General features: G+C 46.0%; 19 protein-coding genes. 9 read left to right on the forward strand and 10 right to left on the reverse strand.

Annotated elements, in window-relative coordinates:
* The first annotated feature begins 60 nt into the window (after positions 1 to 60).
* The 5 genes from GZ78_RS04410 to GZ78_RS04430 all read left to right on the forward strand — a co-directional run bounded on the left by GZ78_RS04410 (position 61) and on the right by GZ78_RS04430 (position 2,719).
* Positions 61 to 387, forward strand: a complete 327-nt coding sequence (locus GZ78_RS04410) for a type I restriction-modification system subunit M N-terminal domain-containing protein (RefSeq protein ID WP_034833060.1) — start codon at positions 61 to 63, stop codon at positions 385 to 387.
* Between the two features lie 236 nt (positions 388 to 623).
* Complete coding sequence (locus GZ78_RS04415) at positions 624 to 1,136, forward strand: hypothetical protein (protein WP_034833062.1); 513 nt, start codon at positions 624 to 626, stop codon at positions 1,134 to 1,136.
* A gap of 105 nt (positions 1,137 to 1,241) precedes the next feature.
* Complete coding sequence (locus tag GZ78_RS29950; protein ID WP_201772647.1) at positions 1,242 to 1,676, forward strand: hypothetical protein; 435 nt, start codon at positions 1,242 to 1,244, stop codon at positions 1,674 to 1,676.
* A 3-nt stretch (positions 1,677 to 1,679) separates the two neighbouring features.
* Positions 1,680 to 2,264, forward strand: coding sequence for a type II toxin-antitoxin system MqsA family antitoxin (locus GZ78_RS04425; RefSeq protein WP_051785811.1), 585 nt, complete (start codon positions 1,680 to 1,682; stop codon positions 2,262 to 2,264).
* A gap of 5 nt (positions 2,265 to 2,269) precedes the next feature.
* Positions 2,270 to 2,719: a protein-export chaperone SecB gene (locus GZ78_RS04430; protein WP_034833063.1), complete on the forward strand. Its 450-nt coding sequence runs from the start codon at positions 2,270 to 2,272 to the stop codon at positions 2,717 to 2,719.
* Positions 2,720 to 2,930: 211 nt separating this feature from the next.
* On the opposite strand, the gene GZ78_RS04435 is transcribed toward GZ78_RS04430, so the two are convergent.
* Together GZ78_RS04435 and mpl are read right to left on the reverse strand one after the other, a co-directional pair.
* Positions 2,931 to 3,491 (reverse strand): flavin prenyltransferase UbiX, encoded by a 561-nt coding sequence (locus GZ78_RS04435; protein ID WP_236631501.1) that lies wholly within the window; start codon positions 3,489 to 3,491, stop codon positions 2,931 to 2,933.
* 67 nt (positions 3,492 to 3,558) lie between these two features.
* Positions 3,559 to 4,926, reverse strand: a complete 1,368-nt coding sequence (gene mpl / locus GZ78_RS04440) for a UDP-N-acetylmuramate:L-alanyl-gamma-D-glutamyl-meso-diaminopimelate ligase (RefSeq protein WP_034834166.1) — start codon at positions 4,924 to 4,926, stop codon at positions 3,559 to 3,561.
* 439 nt (positions 4,927 to 5,365) lie between these two features.
* On the opposite strand from mpl, the gene GZ78_RS04445 reads away from it, so the two are divergent.
* Positions 5,366 to 6,631 (forward strand): 6-phosphofructokinase, encoded by a 1,266-nt coding sequence (locus tag GZ78_RS04445; RefSeq protein WP_034833066.1) that lies wholly within the window; start codon positions 5,366 to 5,368, stop codon positions 6,629 to 6,631.
* Between the two features lie 31 nt (positions 6,632 to 6,662).
* Here the strand turns inward: GZ78_RS04445 and GZ78_RS04450 are convergent, their stop codons facing one another.
* Genes GZ78_RS04450 through GZ78_RS04465 form a run of 4 tightly spaced genes read right to left on the reverse strand, consistent with a single transcriptional unit; the run spans position 6,663 to position 13,629 of the window.
* Positions 6,663 to 8,027, reverse strand: a complete 1,365-nt coding sequence (locus GZ78_RS04450; RefSeq protein WP_051785812.1) for a two-component system response regulator — start codon at positions 8,025 to 8,027, stop codon at positions 6,663 to 6,665.
* Positions 8,028 to 8,042: 15 nt separating this feature from the next.
* A complete protein-coding gene (locus GZ78_RS04455; protein WP_034833068.1) occupies positions 8,043 to 8,621 on the reverse strand; it encodes a chemotaxis protein CheB in 579 nt (192 codons plus the stop codon).
* On the reverse strand, positions 8,621 to 9,451 hold the full coding sequence (locus tag GZ78_RS04460) for a CheR family methyltransferase (RefSeq protein ID WP_051785813.1): 831 nt from the start codon (positions 9,449 to 9,451) through the stop codon (positions 8,621 to 8,623). Before GZ78_RS04460 ends, GZ78_RS04455 begins: the two co-directional genes overlap by 1 nt.
* Positions 9,448 to 13,629: a response regulator gene (locus GZ78_RS04465; RefSeq protein ID WP_081869662.1), complete on the reverse strand. Its 4,182-nt coding sequence runs from the start codon at positions 13,627 to 13,629 to the stop codon at positions 9,448 to 9,450. The genes GZ78_RS04460 and GZ78_RS04465 overlap by 4 nt, the downstream gene beginning before the upstream one ends.
* A 210-nt stretch (positions 13,630 to 13,839) precedes the next feature.
* Between GZ78_RS04465 and GZ78_RS04470 the strand changes: the two genes are divergently transcribed.
* On the forward strand, positions 13,840 to 14,478 hold the full coding sequence (locus GZ78_RS04470) for a hypothetical protein (RefSeq protein ID WP_034833072.1): 639 nt from the start codon (positions 13,840 to 13,842) through the stop codon (positions 14,476 to 14,478).
* An 80-nt stretch (positions 14,479 to 14,558) separates the two neighbouring features.
* Entirely contained in the window at positions 14,559 to 15,575 is a 1,017-nt protein-coding gene (locus GZ78_RS04475; protein WP_034833074.1) for an extracellular solute-binding protein, read from the forward strand.
* A 316-nt stretch (positions 15,576 to 15,891) separates the two neighbouring features.
* Here the strand turns inward: GZ78_RS04475 and GZ78_RS04480 are convergent, their stop codons facing one another.
* Positions 15,892 to 16,611 (reverse strand): ABC transporter ATP-binding protein, encoded by a 720-nt coding sequence (locus GZ78_RS04480; protein WP_034833075.1) that lies wholly within the window; start codon positions 16,609 to 16,611, stop codon positions 15,892 to 15,894.
* 384 nt (positions 16,612 to 16,995) lie between these two features.
* On the opposite strand from GZ78_RS04480, the gene GZ78_RS04485 reads away from it, so the two are divergent.
* Complete coding sequence (locus GZ78_RS04485) at positions 16,996 to 18,162, forward strand: hypothetical protein (protein WP_152558546.1); 1,167 nt, start codon at positions 16,996 to 16,998, stop codon at positions 18,160 to 18,162.
* Here the strand turns inward: GZ78_RS04485 and livG are convergent.
* Genes livG through livH form a run of 3 tightly spaced genes read right to left on the reverse strand, consistent with a single transcriptional unit; the run spans position 18,144 to position 21,192 of the window.
* Entirely contained in the window at positions 18,144 to 18,911 is a 768-nt protein-coding gene (livG, locus tag GZ78_RS04490; RefSeq protein ID WP_034833078.1) for a high-affinity branched-chain amino acid ABC transporter ATP-binding protein LivG, read from the reverse strand. The genes GZ78_RS04485 and livG overlap by 19 nt on opposite strands.
* A 35-nt stretch (positions 18,912 to 18,946) precedes the next feature.
* Positions 18,947 to 20,269: a high-affinity branched-chain amino acid ABC transporter permease LivM gene (locus tag GZ78_RS04495; RefSeq protein WP_034833081.1), complete on the reverse strand. Its 1,323-nt coding sequence runs from the start codon at positions 20,267 to 20,269 to the stop codon at positions 18,947 to 18,949.
* Complete coding sequence (gene livH / locus GZ78_RS04500) at positions 20,266 to 21,192, reverse strand: high-affinity branched-chain amino acid ABC transporter permease LivH (RefSeq protein WP_034833083.1); 927 nt, start codon at positions 21,190 to 21,192, stop codon at positions 20,266 to 20,268. Before livH ends, GZ78_RS04495 begins: the two co-directional genes overlap by 4 nt.
* Positions 21,193 to 21,228 lie beyond the last annotated feature (36 nt).

Below are 21,228 nucleotides of genomic sequence, written 5' to 3' on the forward strand. Positions count from 1 at the left end.
TCTGTTCACAACAAAATCGTAAGTTTTATCTGGTCAATAGCCGACGACTGACTACGGGATGTGTATGTCAGGGGTAAGTACCGTGATGTCATTCTGCCAATGTTTGTCCTACGTCGTCTGGACTGCCTGCTGGAAGAGACTAAAGAACAGGTGAAAGAAGAGGTCGCCTTCCAGATGGAAGAGTTCGGGCTGCCGGATCAGGATACTGACGCCCTGCGTGAAGCCTCTGGTTATGTGTTTTATAACATTGCGGATGTCAGCCTGAAAGATTTAACAGGCAACCCTTCGCAACTGGAAAATAATTTCAAACATTACCTGGACAGCTTCTCCGATAACGTCAAAGAGATCATCGAAAAGTTTGACCTTTACTCAGGTTTAGAGTTTTAAAAACATGAACGTTCGGTAAAATATTTAGGATGTAGACAACCAACACCGCCAGGCGTAGGACCCAAACCTGCCTGAGCTCATTAAATAGTTGCAATCAGAACGGTTGCTTAACTTTATTCGAGTTCGAAAAATATAAAACGTTGGTGCTTATGATTCTCTAAACCCGAGAACCCTGTTTTGATGTCGCTGAAAAAAGAGTAGCCGAAGTCAGGGCAGTTTATGGAAAGCCTGTTGTGATGATGGGCGATAAACCTTTCTTCTTCTACGAAGACATTCAGAAGCATGACAATTTCAAACCTTTGGCTATGCTGAAGCTTCGCTTGGACAAGCCTTACGAAGAGAATTTCGCCAGTCTCAGTTTTGTGAATCAGTCTCAACGACTGAGAAGCATTGGTGTGGTCAGTGCGGATATTCTGACAGAGTATTTTTCGGTGATTTCCACATTGCAAAAAAATTTCGAAGCTTTGGAAATACCCGAGTATTCACCGGAGTCTGAAACAGAAGGCGTGGTATGGGCACTTAAATCAGCAGCGCCTGGTAGCCTTGTTCTGGAAATTGCTGCCAGTTGTTTTCTTGCTGGTATGACCGTCATGAAGTTTTTGGAAAAATATCCCAAAATATCGGACGGTGTTTTACGCATCCGGAGTGACATTGAAAAGGTTTCTCAAGCGATGGGAAATGACGAAGAGCCTGTGATCATACTCAGCCCTGCTTTGGAAGAAGAGCTACGCAAAAAGGGTAAGTCATAGGGTGGTCTGGATATCTTCAGGAAAACCAACTTACCATAATGGTAATAAAGATTTGGCAGGGTATTTCAAAAAGGTAGGCTATGCTTGCTTGAGGAACTTACCATAATGGTAAATACTGTAAATGTAAGTGCATATGAGGGTAGTCCCCCTGCTGGTGACGAAGGCCGTAGAATTTTGACAGGAAGTCCACTTTACCCCTCTGGTTTGATCAACAAACTATTGGAAAAGGGCTGCGTGGGCTTTGAAATCTGGACGAAAAAAGGATTACAGAACCTGAAAAAATGGCGGCTTGATCATGATGATGTACTTGAACTACTTAAAATTGCCATAACTAATGGTCGGTACCTTGGTTCACTCTGGTGTGTACAAAAGCCTACCGGCCCTTGGGCTGCTTGTGACCACTATAGTGTTATGCGCAAGGAGTGGTGCGAAGCTGCCTTTAAGGATATGGTCTTTGAGTATTATGTGAAGTTTGCAGTTAATAAGAGCGGTAAACTGTTGCTCGTGGTGTCCTGCCCCCCATCTGAAGACAGGAGTTGAAAAATGCAAAATAACATGAATGTTTGTCCTATCTGTGAGTCAGGTCAGCTACATGAAAAAAACGAGTTGGAAGAGACTACCTATAAGGGTGTAACCGGACAAACCCCTCTCTACTACTCTATTTGCGATGCTTGTGGCAGTGAGCAGGGTAATGCTGCACAGAGCCGAAAAAACAAACAAGCGATGTTGGCGTTTAAAAAACAAGTTGATGGTTTCCTGTCTGGCGAAGAAGTCAGAGAACAACGTAAACGTTGGGATATTACCCAAGCTCAAGCTGCCAGAATCTTTGGCGGTGGCCCTGTTGCGTTCTCCAAATACGAAGCTGATGACGTGGTTCAATCTGAGCCTATGGATAAACTGTTGCGCGTTGCTCAAGCCGTTCCAGAAGCCTTTATTTGGCTGGCACAACAGGCAGGAGAGATGGATGTTTGTCAGAAAGCACGAAAAGCTTCTTTTGATTTGATTGAGAACTCTCTGACTCGGAAGGATGATAGTGTGGTCTTGTTCAAAGCCAGATCCAAACCCGTAGTGACAAATCTCGAGCAGATCAGTGTATCTTCAACGGATTCTCTTCAGATAGCAGGTTAATTCTTATGAGCACCGATGTAAGCCTGTCACCGCTCCAAACCCGACAGCTCTTGTTTAGCAAAGTGCTTGTTGAGCCCTGTGACTTTCCTGCGGATGAAAAGATATGGGCTCCTGGTTTTGATTTTAAGGATGTTAAAATCGAGACAACCCTTGAAGTCGGCTGTAAAGAAGGGGAAGAAGAAGATCCACGAAACTATCTTGTGACAGTAAGAATTTTAATTGCGAATGAGCAGGGTAAAAAAGCTCCATATACTGTCGATATAGAAGCTCAAGCCTGGATCGAGCTTCAACCCGTATTTGATATTGATAAGCGTGAAGCGATTATGTGCGTCAATGGACCCACTGTAGTGGCAGGCGCTATCCGTGAGGTCGTTACTCAGCTGACCGCAAGGTCGTTTTACGGAGCCCTTGTATTACCTACACTCAGGTTTCAGAGTGGGGATCATGAGGGCTAATAGCTTTTCTTGAGAACCCTAATCAGCTCCTCAAAAAAAGATGCATTCTGCATAGTCTTCACCGCCTGAAAGCAGGCGGTTCTTCCATCATCTCAGTTCCTTTCTGCCTGAAAATACCCACACCTTCGGTCTCTTCCATATTTCCTCTCCAGACTTCGGAAATTTGAGCATTAGAAAAGCTTCACTATGTCACCCCACCTGACTATGCGTTCTATTCTCTGTCAGGCTCCCAGGATTCTCCCCACCTGGGCATCAGGGTCTGCTCGATGTCCAGCTGGCTCAATATTCTCGCCACCACAAAGTCCACCAGATCTTCCATCGTTTCGGGCTTGTTATAAAACCCGGGCGATGCTGGAAGAATCACAGCTCCCATCCGGGTTAGCTTGAGCATGTTTTCCAGATGAATTTCTGAATAAGGGGCTTCCCGGGGTACCAGAACCAGCTTTCGCCGTTCTTTCAGGGCAACATCTGCTGCTCTCTCAATCAGATTGTTGCTGGCACCGTATGCTATAGACGACAAGGTACCAGAACTACAGGGGCAAACAATCATTTTACTGGGGGCTCCACTGCCTGACGCCACAGGTGACATCCAGTCCTCATGCCCCAACAATCGGATCTGCCCTGCGCTGGCATTGCAGTAATCTATCAGCACCCCCTCAGCCTCCCGATCACCAGCAGGCAGGTGGAGGGATGTTTCTGTTTCAATCACCACTTTTGCGGCTCTTGAAATCATGCAAAAAATCTCCGCTCCCGAAGCGACGAGACACTGCATCAGCCTGAGTCCGTACTGAGCCCCAGAAGCCCCGGTAATAGCAAGAGTTATACGCTCAACCAATTTTTTAACCTTTTTCCAATGCCGCAGATTTATTCAACTCCACCAGCAAACGCTGATGAATCCCTTCAAAGCCACCATTACTCATGATGACCAGATGATCGCCGCTTTCTGAAGTTTGAAGAAGGTAGTCAATAATTTCTTCAGTAGACGACATCACACGGGTAGGTACAGGGCTTTTATCAATATATTCATCCAGAGACCACTTTATATCCCCGGACTGAAACCAGATCACTTCTGACGCATTTTGAACACAGTCAGACAGAGCATTACCATGGATGCCCATTTTCATGGTATTGGAACGTGGTTCTATAATGGCCCGAATACGATCATTCTGGTATCTGGCACGCAAACCCTTCAACGTGGTTTCAATAGCCGTCGGATGATGGGCAAAATCATCATAGACTTTGATGCCTTCGATATCCGCCAGCAACTCCATTCTGCGCTTCACTCCCTTAAACTGCCCAAGCGCTTCACAGGCCTGGCCTGGCAGGACACCTACATGCCTGGCCGCTGCGATGGCAGCCAGACCATTGGCAACATTATGCTCTCCTGTCAGAGACCAGTTGATGTGGCCAACCACTTTTTCCTGATACATCACATCAAAAGCACTACCGTCTGTATTGATCAAACGAGTGGTCCACTCGCCGCCCAGCTGCTCCAGCTCCGACCAGCACCCCATCTCCAGAACATGATTCAAAGCTTCGGAGTTTGCCGGCGATATGATTCTGCCATCCCCCGGTATCGTTCTGACCAGATGATGGAACTGCTTCTGGATGGCGGCAAGATTCTCAAATATGTCAGCATGGTCAAATTCAAGGTTATTCAAAATGGCGGTGCGGGGATGATAGTGCACAAACTTGGAGCGTTTATCGAAGAAGGCTGTATCGTACTCATCGGCCTCGACCACAAAAAACGGGGTCTCTCCCATTCTTGCCGAGATTCCGAAATTAGCCGGAATCCCTCCAATCAAAAACCCCGGAGACATGCCTGCATGCTCCAGAACCCAGGCCAGCATACTGCTGGTAGAGGTTTTTCCATGAGTCCCGGCCACCGCCATGACCCACTTGTCTTTGAGGATATGTTCAGCAAAGAACTGAGGCCCTGAAGTGTAGGCCAGCCCCTTGTTAAGCACATATTCCACGACCGGATTCCCCCGGCTCATGGCATTGCCTATCACCACCAGATCAGGCTCATCGTCCAGATGCTCTACCTGATAGCCCTGCATTAACTGAATACCCTGTGCTTTCAGCTGTGTACTCATGGGGGGATAGACATGTTCATCGGAACCGCTGACCCTGATGCCGATATCCCTGGCCAGAAGTGCAAGACTTCCCATAAATGTGCCGCAGATTCCCAGAATATGTATGTGCATATCACCCTTACTCATAATCAGCCTCTGAAGGCTCTTCAATAACCACTGATGTCTCTTAACATTTTGTACCCACAAAGCGATGTATGATGTACTTTTGACACTTTCATCCCTTCCGGTTCGTACTCACAATGGCATTGATTTTGCTGACACTCATCATAACAGACTGTCTAATCTCAATGACTAAAAAGGTTTTGACTACAAAACCACCGGCAGTTTACTCCGAGCGGATGATTTTTTGGTAGATATTGCCTGATAAATTGACTCAATAGTCAGGGACAGAAAAATGACTCTTTAGTCATTCGTCTCAATAAAAAAATTCACGCTAAATAAACGGACAAACTCCCCTGTTTTAAGTATCATTCAGCGCGAAACTTGTTCTACCATAAAACAACATAAGTTCACAAAATTTAGATTACTCATTCAGCGAGAGCTACTCAGGATGTCAATCAAGCATGCATTTTATGCGCAGTCAGGAGGCGTAACAGCGGTTATCAACGCCAGTGCCTGCGCCGTTATCGAAACCGCACGTCGTTATCCGGACCAAATCGGTAAGGTCTATGCGGGTCATAACGGTATTCTGGGCGCTTTAAGAGAAGAGCTGATCGACACCAGTCAGGAATCTCATGAGGCCATTGGTGCGCTTCACCGGACCCCTGGAGGTGCATTTGGATCATGTCGTTACAAACTTAAATCGTTTGAAGAGAGTGAAGCAGAATACCGCCGTCTGATTGAAGTGTTCCAGGCACATAATATTGGTTACTTCTTCTATAACGGTGGTAACGACTCCATGGATACTGCGCTGAAAGTGTCTCAGCTCAGTGAAAAAATGGGTTACCCCATTACCTGTATTGGTATTCCCAAAACCATCGATAACGATCTGGCCGTCACTGACAACTGCCCCGGATTTGGTTCAGCAGCAAAATACCTGGCGGTTTCCACTAAAGAGGCCAGCCATGACATCGCCTCCATGTGTGATAACTCTACCAAGGTTTTCGTTATGGAAGTGATGGGGCGCCACGCAGGCTGGCTCGCAGCAGCTGCTGGTCTGGCAGCTCGCCAGAACGGTGACCCGCCTCATATTATTGTGTTTCCTGAAACACCGCTGAATAAAGAAAAGTTTCTGGCCAAGGTCAAGAAGACAGTCGATGAAGAAGGCTATTGTGTGATTGTCGCTTCTGAAGGTGCCAAATATGCTGACGGCAGCTTTGTATCGGCTTCAACCACAGTTATCGACTCATTTGGTCATCACCAGCTGGGTGGGGTGGCTCCCGCATTGTGCACCATGATCAAGCGGGAACATGGATTCAAATATCACTATGCCGTGGCTGACTACCTTCAGCGTTCAGCCAGACATATCGCTTCCAGAGTCGATGTCGAACAGGCATACGCTGTAGGTAAAGCAGCGGTAGAGCTGGCAGTTACTGGCAAGAATGCCGTCATGTCCAGCATCATCCGTGAATCCAATGCGCCTTACCGCTGGTCTATTGGTGAAGTGCAGCTGGAAGAAGTAGCAAACTACGAAAAGAAAATGCCCATGGAATTCATTGACGATGATGGTTTTGGAATCACGTCTGTTTGCCGGGAATATCTTGAACCGCTGATTGAAGGAGAGGAATACCCTCCTTACCTCAACGGCCTGCCAAGGTTTGCCAAACTCAAGAAAGTACTGGTTGAGAAAAAACTCAACGACTCATTTGATGTATAAATAATCATTTCAGGGCAGCAGCGACTTATGGTTAGCTGCCCTGCTCTGCCTGAGCTTTTTCTTCGCTGTTCAATTCAGACGCCAAACGGTAATCATTACGTCCATTCTTCTTGGCTACATACATTGCCTGGTCAGCCGCTTTGAGCAGTGACTCCGCATCATCACTGGTATCTTCAGAGGTCGCAATGCCAATACTGGTACCTACGTGTCTGGCCTCACCATCCAGGTCATGGGGTTCACGAATTTTGGTAAGGATCTTTTCAGCAATCAGTTTGGCATCGGAAGCTTCAGCGACATCATCCAGAATAATGGCAAATTCATCTCCACCCAGCCTGGCAACCAGATCCCCTTCACGAACACACTCCTGCAACCTGTCTGAAACACTTTTCAACAGCAAGTCACCGGCATCATGACCAAGCGTATCGTTAATTTCCTTGAAATGGTCCAGATCAAGATACATAACAGCGGTGCTCTTATCCCGCCTTTGGCTTCTGGCCAGAGAGGCTCCCAGAAACTCCCTGAACAATGTTCTGTTGGCCAGCCCCGTTAAACTGTCGTATTTCGCCATTTGTACCAGCTGATCTTCCAGCTTTTTACGCTCGGTAATATCCTGAAAGAGCAGAACGCCACCCTGTACTTCCTGTCTATCGTTTACAATGGCCGCCATGTTGTACTCAGCAGCAAACGAATCTCTCGACAGAGTCCAGAGTACTCGCTCCGAGCTACGGAACACACCGCCACTGATCATAGTATTCTCGCGAATCTGAGACTCCTCCCACTTACCCAGAGCCTCTTCTCCTTCAGCATTGAATACAAACTGGCTGATATGCTCTCCCAGCAGGCTTTCTTCTGTCCCCCCCAGCATCGCGCATGCGGTTGGGTTAATGAAAGAGATCTTGCCATCAGAATCAAGGCCCGCAATGCCTTCACCAGCGTTATCTAATAACAGCTTATTCTTACGACTAATCCAGCGTAATTGCTTGGAAACTTCCTCAAGCTCAATTCGCTGCTCTTCCAATTGCAAAAAGACCTTAACCTTACCCAACAGAATATCCGGGTTGATGGGCTTGGGCAGATAATCCACTGCACCGGCCTTATAACCCTTGCTGATATAAGCCTGGTCCTTGTTAATAGCGGTCACAAAAATGATAGGAATATTCGCGGTCTGCTTATTACTGTGCAGCAAGGTTGCTGTCTCAAAGCCGTCCATACCGGGCATCTGTACATCCAGAAGAATCACCGCAAAATGATGGTGAAGAACCTCTGACAAAGCGGCTTCCCCAGAGTCCACTTTGTGGACTTCTGCTCCCAGAGGCTTGAGCAGTTTACTCATAGCCAGCAGGTTTTCATGACGGTCATCTACGACCAGAATTTTGACTTTCGGCTTGTCATCCATGACAGCTCCCCTGATTCATTTAGGCCCGAGATTAAAACTCATCGCTTTTAAACAGATGGCAATGTCACTCAAATCCAGTACATGATCTACACAACCAGTTGCAATGGCCGACTTTGGCATAATCGGCACTTCGGCAGTTTCAGGGTTTTGGACAATCGTCGCTCCACCTGCCTCTTTAACCGCTTTGATACCTTCAGCACCATCTTTGTTGGCTCCTGTTAATAAAATCCCCACCATCTGAGTTCCAAAAACATCCGCTGCAGACTGAAAAAGGACATCCACAGAAGGTCTGGAATGACACACCTGCTCATCAATACTCAAACTCAGGGTTTCTTTATCTTCAATCTGCAAGTGGTATCCACCCGGAGCCAGATAGACATGATTACCAGTGACTTTTTGTTTATCACAGGCAATATTGACTGTCAGTGGCGATGACTTGCTCAACACCTTACACAAGCCTTCTTCATCACCTGAAGCCAGATGTTTTGTCACAATAACAGGGGCAGGAAAATTAGCACCCAACTCTGTCAGCAGGATTTCAAGTGCTGACAGCCCTCCAGCAGAAGCCCCTACCACTACGACCCCACCATTCATTAAGAGGTTTTCCTGTATATGCGCTGGTTTCTATCGGTCACTTCTAAATGATCATCGATCGCACTGAACAGAATATTTTCCCTCTTACCAATACACAGGACTCCTCTGGAGCAAAGACTGTCAAACAGTAGTTGCAACACCCGGTCCTGAAGATCCTGATTAAAATAAATAAGCACATTTCGACAAAGGATCAGATTCATTTCCCCAAACACACCGTCGGTCACCAGGTTATGATTGGCAAAAGTTATATGCTCTGCCAGCCGGCCATTGAACTTAACTGAGTCATAACCTCGATGGCAGTATTTAGACAGCTCTGTTTTACCACCTGCCAGACGATAGTTCTCTTCATAAAGCGCCATATCCTCTTCCGGATAAATACCCGTTCTGGCATGACGCAATGCCTGATCATTAAAGTCGGTTGCATAGATCTGACAGCGATCCAGTAATCCCTCTTCATCCAGAAGAATCGCCATAGAATAAGCTTCTTGTCCACTGGCACACCCGGCATGCCAAACCTTGATAAATGGATAGGTCTTTAAAAGAGGAATGATGTTTTCACGGAGAGATTTAAAGAACTCCGGATCCCGAAACATCTCTGTCACAACCACTGACATATCTTTAACAAAAGCGGCAAAAGCAGGCTCATCGTGAAGAAACAGCGGAATCAGATCACTGATATGCTGCACTCCAGATATCTGCATATGTCTTCTTACACGACGCATTAAAGAGGCTCTGGCATAATTGCCAAACTGATAGCCATACTTTTCCTGAACAGCCAACAACAGTAGCTTTAGTTCAAAGTCCTGATCCGTATCCCTGGATTCTGTCATTTGAATAACCAGACCTTCATCATGGCCACCAGCTTGTCGATATCCACAGGCTTAGTCATATAATCGTTGGCTCCTGCTTCGATACACTTAGCCTTATCATCAGACATCGCCTTGGCAGTCAGCGCAATCACAGGCATTTCTTTCAGTCGGTCTATTTCACGCATTTTGATCATGGCTTCATAGCCGTCCATTACTGGCATCATAATGTCCATCAATACCAGTTCAACGCCTTCTTCTTCATCCAGCTTGTCGAGAGCATTCTGTCCGTTATCTGCGATAACAACTTCCAACCCAAGTGCCTGTAACCCTTTAGACAGTGCAAAAGTATTACGAAGATCATCATCCACCAGCAGGATTTTATGTCCTTCCAGAGATTTATTACTGACGGTCTCTACTGCAGGCTTCGCTTCATCAGGAGACGATTTCTCAATAGAGTGAATAAATAAACTGACCTCATCCATAACCCGCTCTGAGGCATAATCCCCTTTCATCACCAGAGCCCGGGTATACTTTTGCAGTTCCTTCTGATCTTCACCCGTTAACTTTTTATCGGTATGAATCACAATCGATGGCATTTTATCGCCCATCTTTTCCTGCAGTTTCTGTAAAAACTCCAAGCCAGTACTGTCTGGTAATTCAACGTCCATCACCAGGCATTGCCAATGGTTCTCTGCCATTGATTTTTCAGCATCTGCTGCGGATGAAACCTCGGCAATGTTCATCCCTTTCTTTCTCAGTATTTTGGCCAGATGAGCGCGATTCTTTTCATCACTGTCCAACAACAACGCATGTTGAATATCTTCCGACAGGGCTTCTTCAAGTGTGCTGAAAACACTTTCGAGGTCTTCTACCGATACCGGCTTAACGAGGTAGCCAACAGCTCCTTTTCGTTCCAACTCATCCGGATCACGTCCTGAAACGATATGGACAGGTATATCTTTAGTGTCAGTGTTCTGCTGTAACTGTTTGAGTACTTCTTCACCATCCATGTCTGGTAACCCCAGATCAAGAATAATGGCCATAGGCTGTTCTTCAATGGCTGTTTTGATCCCTTCCTTACCATTCCCTGCAACCAGACATTGATAACCATGGCTCCCTGAAAGCTGCTTGACAATATCGGAGAAGTGCTGATCATCTTCAATGATCAGGATATTGTTAGCCCCATTGGATTTTTTCTTTTTGGTTGGGACGTTGTTTGTTATAGGTGAGGACTCAGCCTTTGTTTTATTTGCCATAGGAGTCGCTGCAGCAGAGACTGTATTTTGAGTTCCCTCACTGGTGCCTGACAAATAACTGTCAGCCATGACTTTATCACCTACGATTGAGCAGACTGCATTATCCGGTAGATAAACGGTAAATGTCGTCCCTTCGCCTTCGGTACTTTCTATTCCAATATACCCCCCCAGCATGGAAGACATCTCTCGTGAAATAGCCAGTCCCAAACCTGTGCCGCCATACTTCCTGCTGGTTGAACCATCTGCCTGCTGAAATGCTTCAAAAATAGCTTCTTGCTTGTCTTCTGGAATACCTATTCCGGTATCCCTGACTGCAAAGGCGACATAAGTTTCATTACCATGATCAGTCTCGCGAGTTGAGCTGAATACCCTGATGTAAACGCCCCCCTGCTCAGTAAACTTGAAAGCGTTTGAGAGGAAATTTTTGAGAATCTGCATCACTCTCTGACTGTCAGAAAGAATAACCTGAGTCGTTCCGGGATCAATCTCTACAGCGAAGTCCAATCCTTTATTATTGGCCAGAGGCTTAAACAAAGTCCGCATACTGGAGCACAGCTCTTCAATATCCATGTCATCCAGATTAATGCTCATCTTGCCCGCTTCAACCTTGGACAGATCAAGAATGTCATTGATCAAGTCCAGCAGTTCCTTACCTCCGCTGTAGATCACCTGGGCAGATTCAATTTGATCTTCACTCAGATTACCTTCATCGTTATCTGCCAACATTTGTGCCAAAAGAAGCAGTGAGTTCAAAGGTGTCCGCAACTCATGGGACATATTGGCCAGAAATTCTGACTTATATTTACTGGCCTGCTCCAGCTCTTTAGCTTTTTCTTCCAGAGTTTTTCTTGAGAGCTCAATATCCAGATTTTTTCGTTCAATTTCAGTTTTCTGCTGCTGAAGAAGCTCAGTTTTTTCCTCCAACTCGGCGTTGGACTTTTGCATTTCTTCACTCTGGGCTTTCAGTTCTTCCTGAGATTCTTCCAGAACTCTGGCTCGACTTTCTAACTCATCATTGACAGACCTCAGCTCTTCCTGCTGCTCCTTCATCGCTTCCGACTGTCGAGTGGTTTTATCCAGCAGCTGGTTAACTCGGGTACGGTATTGGGCAGAATTAATTCCGATAGCCACACTTTCCAGAGCGTCTTCCAGAAAACTTCTCTGTTCATCGTTAAGTTCTCTCAAAAGAGCAAACTCAAGAACGCCTTTAACTTCCCCTTCATACACAAGAGGGACTGTGATAATCACTCTGGGAGGAGTGCTTCCCAAACCCGATTCGATTTTGATGTAATCTTCCGGGATGCTGGTTAGTTCAATGGTCTGCTTTTCCATCGCAGCCTGTCCCACCAAACCTTCTCCAACCTCAAAGCTGTTTTTACTCTGTTTACGCCTTTTCCAGGCATAAGACGCCATCAATTGCAGCCGCTGCTCGTCATCCATGACATACATGGCGCCGGTCTGCATATCCAGATATCGCGCTAAATATGAAACAATATTTTTGCAGACTTCTGACAGTTCCTGCTCACCCCGCATACAATTATTCAAGCCCGCCTGGCCTTCCTGCTGCCAGCTTTTACGATCATTGTCGCTGATCACATTTCGCAGCTTTTCGGTCATTTCAGAGAAGCTGCGACTCAGGTCACTGATTTCATTATGACCACTGAGTACCGCACCCTGAACATAATCCCCAGAAGCAACTCGATTAACCCAGGCAGTAATAGTTCTTATAGGTCTGACCAGCCTGCGAGTAATGACCAGGGCAATCAGAATAACAATCAATGCAGTAATGGCTGAGATATAGATCAGGCGATTTCTGAACTCAATAACAGAGGAAAAGGCATCTTCCTGACCCACTTCAGAAATCAAAGCCATCGGGGTATCGGCTACCTCTATTGCATGATAGGTACCCAGCACCTTTTCCCCATAGACATTGATGTAACTCTTGATATGAAGCTTTTGCTCTATTTTTTGACGGTTAGACGCTTCTTTTTCCAAGCCAGCGTCTTGGCCAAAGAGTTCATTTAATTCTGCGTCGCTATCAAGGTTAAGACTTTCATCCTCCATGTCATGATCATGGTCATCCTCATGGATTTCATGGAAATCACCTTCAGTATCCAGGTGAGAGACCCAGTCTTTGATCAAGGCATTATCTGCTACTAATGTCATGGACTGGGTAGAATCCAGATCTGTCCCATAGCGGATATAACCATCATCGCCGACCAGATAAGACTTCAGGCCACCACCAAACTGGTTTTCACTCTCAAAAATGTTCTGAACGTTGTAGGCCAGAATTTGGACTGCCAAAAAGCCAGTCGTGTTCTCCCGCTCGTCTACCAGCGGCAGGATAAAGAAACTGACTTTTTGATCCCCGATCGGTGGATACATCGCCACATCAGCATATTTGGGAACCACTTCTTCGAGGCTTTCTCGTGCGGCTTTCGCAAAAGAGGTATTTGCAAGGGCTCCCTTGAACAGGTTTTTGCCCAGATCACCGTATGCATTCACTGTGTATAAAATATTGCCTTCAGCGTCAGCCAGAATGAGATCGGAATAATCGTAATACCTTAAAAAGTCCACAAACTCACTGGAATACTGATCCAGCACCAGGTTGTAACTGAAGGAGTTGATGAACTCTTCCGGGGACTTTTTTAAAGCCTTGTGACTCTGAATCAGATGGGACAGGAACTCCTGAGCCACTCCAGCCTTGATAAAAAGGTTAGTGATCACAGAGTCAAAATAATTATTAATCTGCTGACTGAGTAGCTGATTAATCGTATTCAACTGTTCATAACGACTTTGAACAATTGTATTTTTCCCTTCACGGTATTCATTAACGCCGATCACCGTGATAGGCCCCAGTGACAGAACCATGAACCAGACAAAAAGTGTGACTGATAGTCCATGCCTGAATTTTCTATCAGTTGATTGTTGTGCTTCCTGCATTATCTGGCCATCCCTGCCACTAAATCCCAAGTGCGTACGGTGTAATGTGCCTACAGCCTAAATTACGAGCGTCGAGTAGTTTATCCCTTATAGCATCGCCTCTTTAATGGAAAATTTTAGATCCGATGAGCAGGGAAATATCACCGGTTATCCAATTGGTCTGACAGAGTTTTGTCAGTCACTATGACCTGATGAAATGGGAAACAGAATATGCCAGAAAATAGAAGGTTATCCCCTATTTCCATCATGAGTTTGCCTCCACAGGAAAGACGTTCAAGATCTGACAGTGGTTACGGCTCAAGCCCCGAAGACAAAAACCTTCAAATACGAGATATAACCCCTGAAGAAGTAAAGCTGCAGCCGAAAAGAGAGGTTGAAAACCATTATCTGACAGATAAAAGACACTTTGATCAATGGTTGGAGGCAATGAGTGAAACCTTAATACATTGCTACGCCAAGCGCTCTCGCAGCCAATTACCTTTCTGGATTCAATCAAATCGATACCCTTTACGGCAATTCCGGGCCTATCACCTTCTGGCGCTGGATAACCAGTATCCTGCCAGGCACAAAAAGCTTCTTTCTGAAATGAATGACCTTGAGCAAAAGTTTATGGAATATAGAGACGATCTTCTCAATAGAACATTGTCGCAACGATATGTCATTGCCTCAGATCTGTTTAACACTCTGGCCGCCATCCAGACTTTTCTGGGAAAAACTTCTGAAGCAGAGAGAACGATTCATCAAGGTTTTGACTTTGAACCCCACAGTATTATTTTCAGCCTTCAAGATGCCCTATACGATTTAAAAATCTCTCCTGAAAGGGTGCTTGAAGGGTTTCCACAACGATAAATAGTGTTCCGGCCCTACCACTTCAATAGAACGCATCGAAGCCGATAATCTGGAAACAGTTATCCTTAAAAGCCGCCATCATGAAGCAATTTAACGCCTGTTTTACGAGCCTGATATTATCGGCTCTCCTGCTACCCCCTCCGTGCATGGCTCATCACGATCTGGTAATTTACAGTACTCGTAATATCGAACTGGTCACTCCTCTTACTGAAAAGTACCATCAAACTTATGGTGTCAAAATCAAGCTCGTTGAAGTAGAGGAGGCACGCCTGCTTGAGTCATTCAATAGCCCCGATCAACTCCGAAAGGCAGACCTGTTTCTGGCTAAAAGCATTCATTCCCTCTTTAAAGCCCAGAGTGCGGGCCTTCTGAAAACCGTCCACTCGGCCACATTGAGTGCCAACATACCTGAGCATTTAAGATCCAGAGAGAATAGCTGGTTTGGTATCAGCCTGAGAGCCAGAGCCATTGTGTATGGAACCCGCCAGGTGATGAAATCTGAATTATTCAGTTATGCTGCACTGGCTGGCCCCAACTGGACAGACAGGCTTTGTATAGCTTCAGGACAAACGCCTTATAACCAGCTGTTGATAGCCAGTTTGATCCACCGCTATGGTGAAAAGGATGCAGAACAAATTATCGAGGGCTGGGTTAAAAATTTAGCTCTGCCACCTATGAAGAATGATTCAGAGGCTATCAAAGCCATTGAGCAGGGAATTTGTGATGCTGCCATAGTAAATCATTACTACTTTTCCAGAGCCAGGCTGGCCAAACCAGATCTGAAATTAGATATTTTCTGGCCTAATCAGCGGGGACAAGGCGTTCACATTGGTATTTCAGCCATTGCCATGACGACGAGTACCCATGCAGAAAAAGAAGCTATTGCTTTTATGGAGTGGATGTCAGGAGAAGAAGCTCAAGCCTTATTGACTGAGCTGAACAACGAATTTCCGGTCAACCCAAGAGTCCCCCCCAGTGACAACCTGTCTATGCTGGGTGGTTTCAAGCAGGATAGCCTTTCTCTCGATGACCTGGTGGGTCTTATGGACAAGGCCCAGGCCATCATCAGGAAGACCGGTTTCTTATCCGATCAGTGAATCGTCTTTAACAACCAGACCATTGTACCGGCCAGACTGTATAAAGAGCAGGTTAACAGGGCAACTTCCCGGCGGGACAGTCGATCATTCGAAGCTTTCATAATGCTCACCTCGTACTTCATAATCGCTATTAAGGCATTACTGTTCCCAGTGTAGCGATCAGAATCTGCGTCCAAATTGCTAGCTGAACATCAAAGGTACCGTAGTCTCTGGCGTCCAGCCTGATTCCTCTACCGAGCATGAGAATGGTATCAATGGATGAACGGTCTTTTGGTAGTCCAGACTATCCAATGAGCCTTTATACGCCAGAAAAGCGTCAAGCTCCCAGATAAGCTTTCTGGACCGCATCGTCCGCCAACAACTCATCACCGCCACCCTGCAGCACGATACGCCCATTTTCCAGTACATAACCCCGGTCTGCAAGCTTCAGAGCCTGATTAGCATTCTGTTCTACTAAAAAGACTGTAACGCCTTCTTCACGAAGCCGTTCAATTATTTCGAAGATCTGTTGAATAACGATAGGAGCCAAGCCCAGACTGGGCTCATCCAGCAGCAGTAACTCCGGGCTGCTCATCAGCGCTCTGGCAATGGCCAGCATCTGCTGCTCACCACCGGACATAGTGCCGCCTCTCTGACTCAACCTTTCCTTCAAGCGAGGAAAGAGTTCCAGTACATGCTCATAGTTTTTTTGGAAAGCTTCACCATCAACAAAAAAACCACCCATGGTAAGGTTTTCTTCCACGGTCAGTCTGGAAAAAATCCTACGCCCTTCAGGAACAACAGCAATACCTGAGCGCATAATCTCTGAAGTAGGTCTTCCCGTTAACTCCTGACCTTTGTATTGAATGGAACCTGATTCGGCCTGGGGATCCCCACAAATAGTCATAAGGAGAGAAGACTTACCAGCACCGTTGGCACCGATCAGAGTAACAATTTCTCCAGCACCAATGTCCATACTCACTGAATCAAGTGCCTGAATTTTACCGTAATAGGTCGATACATTTTGAATACTGAGAAGAAGCTCCGGCGCCAACATACTACTACTGCCCTTTAATTATTCTGATAGTTATATGAGTAAAAGAAGATACCAGAAATGATCTTCTTAGGCAGCTCCATGCCCCTCAATCCGAAACCCTCCAGTAATTTAACCCTGTGGTGGGTAGCCAGAAGGGATAATTTCCAACACAACCTGAAAAACCTTCTATATTTGATCGGTCGCTAAAGAACAATTAAGGCTCAGGCTATGCAAATAATGCCTTGCGAGAAATATTGCTTATCCAGATTTATGGTGGGCTTCCTGTTGATCACTCTATGTATTGAATGCAGCGCAGATGCAAATGATTTTGCAAAGGACTATATATTTTGTCACCACTGCTACTCCGATACGAAAGGGCTAGCCACCTCCCCTGATACTGAAGACATGAGCCTTGTTGAAAAACTTCAGGCGTTCGAATCTGGCATTGATGTAGATAAACCAGAGCAAAGTCGGATTCCCTACCGAATTATTGGCGCAGGCTCCACCAGCCTGGGTATGACCATAGCTGCTATTCCAGACAAGTTAATCCGGCGTCTTCCCGGTTTTTACTCTTTCACTCATGCCAGTGATCATATCCATCAAGTCCATACCTATCGAGAAAAGTTACACGCACTGGGCATTCAAACTACAGACACGCAACTGGTTGCACTGGAAGAAAAGCGCCATACATGGGGAGAAAGGCTCGCTGGTGGTCAGGGCGTCGTGTATGTTATTCAGCCTTTATTAAATGGCCAGAAGCTGGCAAAAAAGTATCTGCAAAAAGCATCAGAAAAAGAAACCAAAGACTTTTTTCATAAACAATTTCAGATTACTCAAAGAATATTTGAGTACAACAAGGATCACCCCGGAAATGAAGTCACTCTGGATATCGTGCTGAATAATTGGGAAGTTCACTTTACAGGAAAGGGGGAATACGTCCTGAGGCTAAACGACCTTGCCCAACCTTTATACAGCGTTGATGGCAAACAACCTTATGAATGGTACGACCAGGCAACCTCTCTTATTTTTCCTTTGAATCGGGATGCCCAAAAAGAGCTAGTTAAGCATTTTGAAAAGTTACTCGAGCCCCGAAAATATATGATCGAACTGCTGTGGGGTTATGACCTTGTTACCGATCATCCTGAACGCTCCAGTATAGCGGCCATGTTCGAAAACAGTAGCGTCCAGAACCATAACTGTACACCGGATGAACTGAATCAGCCTGGCTGTAAAAACCACTACTACCCTGACTGGGCTCTGAATACAGTGAACCTGGAGTTGGAAAGGCTCAAAGATGATCAGCCGGATGCGACTGAAAGATACAAGAAATTAACAGGCGAAGAAGTATACCTGTCTTTCTTGAATAACAATTATGCTCTTTCTTGCCTGAGGCTATACCGAGGGCTGTCACACAGCATCCGGCATTACCTCAGTTATCTTCGCTTTTCCAATAGCATTCATATTCAAAAACCGGAAGGCACACCCGTTGATATGTATCAAACCAGTACACTTCCCGGTTATTGGGAGTGCTTCAGGGATCCAGATATCAAATATCACCCTTCTCCCAGATAAGCCTTGATCACTTCTGGATTATTGCGGATATCCTCTGGTATGCCTGAAGCCAGAGGTCGCCCCTGATTGATGACATAAATTCGGTCAGAAATATCCATCACCAGCTTCATGTCATGCTCAATCAACAGTACAGTGACACCATGATCCCGTCGCAAATCTGAAATCAATTGATCCAGCTCTGCGGTCTCATTTGGATTCAAACCTGCGGCAGGCTCATCCAACATCAACAGTTCAGGCTGTGTCACCATACAGCGAGCAATTTCCAACCGGCGCTGCTGACCATAGGCCAGATTCCCAGCTTCACGATTAGCAAACTGGGTGAGACCTACCTTCTCCAACCAGAACTCTGCCCTTTCCATCGCTTTTTCTTCACTTCGCCGATAACCTGGCGTTTTGAACAAGCCTGCCAATAGTCCGGTGCTCAGATGCCTGTGCTGGGCAACCAGAAGGTTTTCCAGCACTGTCATCCCCTTGAACAACCGCACATTCTGAAAGGTTCTCACTACTCCCAGTCGAGCAATTTTGTAACCTTGCATTTTCTCGATGGCTTGCTCTTTAAATTGCACTGAACCGCCAGTTGCGCGATAAAAACCTGTCAGACAATTAAATACCGTTGTTTTACCCGCACCATTGGGCCCAATCATGGAAACAATCTCACCGGGACGGATTTTCAGAGCCATCTGATCCACCGCCAACAGTCCGCCAAAGCGCATACTCAGGTCAGAAACTTCCAGTAAACTTTCACTCATTCTGATTCCCTCACCCTCTCTATAAGCTGAATGCACTAAAGGCTTTCAGCGACTGGTGCAGTCTTAACGGAACTTTCGTTCTCAGACTTGCCGGATTTTATTTTGATATGAGGTCGTTTCATGGGCATCAGTCCCTCTGGACGCCATACCATCATGCAGACCATCATCAATCCAAACATCAGCATCCGGTATTCCTGAAATTCACGAGCAAACTCAGGCAACACTGTCATGATCACAGCCGCAAGGATAACGCCTACCTGAGATCCCATACCGCCAAGAACCACGATGGCCAGAATGATGGCGGACTCAATAAAGGTGAACGACTCCGGGCTGATAAAACCCTGGCGAGCAGCAAAGAAGGTACCCGCAAAGCCAGCAAATGCGGCACCAATAGTGAATGCAGAAAGTTTAATGGCGGTGGGATTCAACCCCAAAGAACGGCAGGCGATATCGTCTTCACGTAAAGCTTCCCAAGCTCTGCCAATAGGCATGCGCAATAAACGGTTAATGACAAAGAGAGTCGCTATAACCAAAAGTACAGCGAGTATATACAGGAAAATCACCTTATACGTACTGCTGTAATCAATGCCAAAGTATTCATGAAAGGGAACATTCCCCTCTTCTTTCGCCCTTCGCCCAAACTCAAGACCAAACAGAGTAGGCTTGGGAATCTGGCTGATTCCGTTGGGGCCACCGGTCAATGATGTCCAGTTGTTAAGCAGGATTCGAATGATTTCGCCAAAGCCCAAAGTCACAATAGCGAGATAGTCTCCCCGAAGCCTGAGCACTGGAAACCCCAGTACAAACCCAAAAAAAGCTGCCAGAATGCCGCCCAGTACCAGACTGCTCCAGAAGTCGAGCCCCAGATACTGATTTAATAATGCATAGCTGTAAGCACCGACTGCGTAAAAGCCGACATATCCAAGATCAAGAAGGCCTGCAAGACCCACGACAATGTTAAGCCCTAAACCCAGCATGACGTAGATCAGGGCCAATGTTGCGAGATCCACAGCCCCCCTCGAAACAAAGAAGGGCCAAATCATCAACCCGGCAACTGCAAAACAAACCAGTGTTGTTTTAACGCTTTTTTTATCTGCGAGCTGTTTCAATGGATCTGTTTTAACAGAAGGCAGTCGTTGTTTGACACCCGATAATCCCTGATCAATCGGCGCGCGAAATAGCTGGAAAAAGAAAACAGCAACGGCGCCTGCCGCAATCCAATACAGTGAAGAGGCATCAGCCACTGTCACTTTCAGCCCAATGCCCGAAGGTTCCAGACGAATACCCAGCATTAAACTGGTTAATACCAGTAATACCACCGTTGAAAGAATGGCTGGAGTAAAGCGTAAGGACTTCATACTTTCTCAACCTCCGGCTTGCCCAGAATCCCTGTTGGCCTGAACAGAAGAATCAGAACCAGAAGGCTAAAAGCCACAACATCTTTATATTCAGAGCTAAAATAACCTGCCGTAAACGCTTCTGTAATGCCTAAGATCAAGCCACCCAGAACTGCACCCGGGATACTTCCGATTCCTCCCAAAACCGCTGCTGTAAACGCTTTAAGACCGGCCATAAAACCTATATAGGGATTGATTACTCCGTAATACATTCCCAGTAAGACGCCTGCTACTGCAGCCAGAGCCGCACCAATAACAAAAGTCATAGAAATAATCTGATGAGTATTGATACCCAGCAGCCCAGTCATCCCCAGATCTTCAGCACAGGCTCTGCAGGCTCGTCCCATTTTTGATTTGGATATAAACAGAGTCAGAGCTGTCATAGAGATAAAAGTCACTACAAAAATGATTAACTGCATATACGACACAGTTGCATGAAAACCATCTTCGGGACCAAAGGTCCAGCCACCACTGATCATACTGGGCATGGCAATGTCCCTTGACCCCTGGGCCAACCGAACATAGTTCTGCAGGAAAATGGACATACCGATAGCAGAGATAAGTGCTATCAGACGATTACTGTTTCTCAAGGGTCTATATGCAACCCGTTCAACAGCAAACCCATAAGTACTTGTGATGATGATACTGATGACAAAAGCAGAGATAAGCATCAGCGAAACACTGTCAATACCCATCATCGCCAGTGCTGCTAATACCGCAAAGGCGATGTAGCTACCAATCATATAGATTTCACCATGGGCAAAATTGATCATGCCAATGATGCCGTAAACCATGGTGTAGCCGATGGCTATCAGGGCATAGGTACTGCCCACTGTCAGGCCATTCAACAGCTGTTGAATAAAATAAAAAAAAGACTCAGGCATATTTATAATTCTCCGTCGCCTGGAACTGTTTTCATG

The organism is Endozoicomonas numazuensis (assembly GCF_000722635.1).
Taxonomy (GTDB): domain Bacteria; phylum Pseudomonadota; class Gammaproteobacteria; order Pseudomonadales; family Endozoicomonadaceae; genus Endozoicomonas_A; species Endozoicomonas_A numazuensis.

Bases quoted from the DNA above. Each gene is read 5' to 3' on its own strand.
- GZ78_RS04415 (WP_034833062.1), top strand. From the start codon at position 624: ATGATGGGCGATAAACCTTTCTTCTTCTACGAAGACATTCAGAAGCAT.
- GZ78_RS29950 (WP_201772647.1), top strand. From the start codon at position 1,242: ATGGTAAATACTGTAAATGTAAGTGCATATGAGGGTAGTCCCCCTGCT.
- GZ78_RS04425 (WP_051785811.1), top strand. From the start codon at position 1,680: ATGCAAAATAACATGAATGTTTGTCCTATCTGTGAGTCAGGTCAGCTA.
- GZ78_RS04430 (WP_034833063.1), top strand. From the start codon at position 2,270: ATGAGCACCGATGTAAGCCTGTCACCGCTCCAAACCCGACAGCTCTTG.
- GZ78_RS04435 (WP_236631501.1), bottom strand. From the start codon at position 3,491: ATGCAGTGTCTCGTCGCTTCGGGAGCGGAGATTTTTTGCATGATTTCA.
- mpl (WP_034834166.1), bottom strand. From the start codon at position 4,926: ATGCACATACATATTCTGGGAATCTGCGGCACATTTATGGGAAGTCTT.
- GZ78_RS04445 (WP_034833066.1), top strand. From the start codon at position 5,366: ATGTCAATCAAGCATGCATTTTATGCGCAGTCAGGAGGCGTAACAGCG.
- GZ78_RS04450 (WP_051785812.1), bottom strand. From the start codon at position 8,027: ATGGATGACAAGCCGAAAGTCAAAATTCTGGTCGTAGATGACCGTCAT.
- GZ78_RS04455 (WP_034833068.1), bottom strand. From the start codon at position 8,621: ATGAATGGTGGGGTCGTAGTGGTAGGGGCTTCTGCTGGAGGGCTGTCA.
- GZ78_RS04460 (WP_051785813.1), bottom strand. From the start codon at position 9,451: ATGACAGAATCCAGGGATACGGATCAGGACTTTGAACTAAAGCTACTG.
- GZ78_RS04465 (WP_081869662.1), bottom strand. From the start codon at position 13,629: ATGCAGGAAGCACAACAATCAACTGATAGAAAATTCAGGCATGGACTA.
- GZ78_RS04470 (WP_034833072.1), top strand. From the start codon at position 13,840: ATGCCAGAAAATAGAAGGTTATCCCCTATTTCCATCATGAGTTTGCCT.
- GZ78_RS04475 (WP_034833074.1), top strand. From the start codon at position 14,559: ATGAAGCAATTTAACGCCTGTTTTACGAGCCTGATATTATCGGCTCTC.
- GZ78_RS04480 (WP_034833075.1), bottom strand. From the start codon at position 16,611: ATGTTGGCGCCGGAGCTTCTTCTCAGTATTCAAAATGTATCGACCTAT.
- GZ78_RS04485 (WP_152558546.1), top strand. From the start codon at position 16,996: ATGAGCCTTGTTGAAAAACTTCAGGCGTTCGAATCTGGCATTGATGTA.
- livG (WP_034833078.1), bottom strand. From the start codon at position 18,911: ATGAGTGAAAGTTTACTGGAAGTTTCTGACCTGAGTATGCGCTTTGGC.
- GZ78_RS04495 (WP_034833081.1), bottom strand. From the start codon at position 20,269: ATGAAGTCCTTACGCTTTACTCCAGCCATTCTTTCAACGGTGGTATTA.
- livH (WP_034833083.1), bottom strand. From the start codon at position 21,192: ATGCCTGAGTCTTTTTTTTATTTTATTCAACAGCTGTTGAATGGCCTG.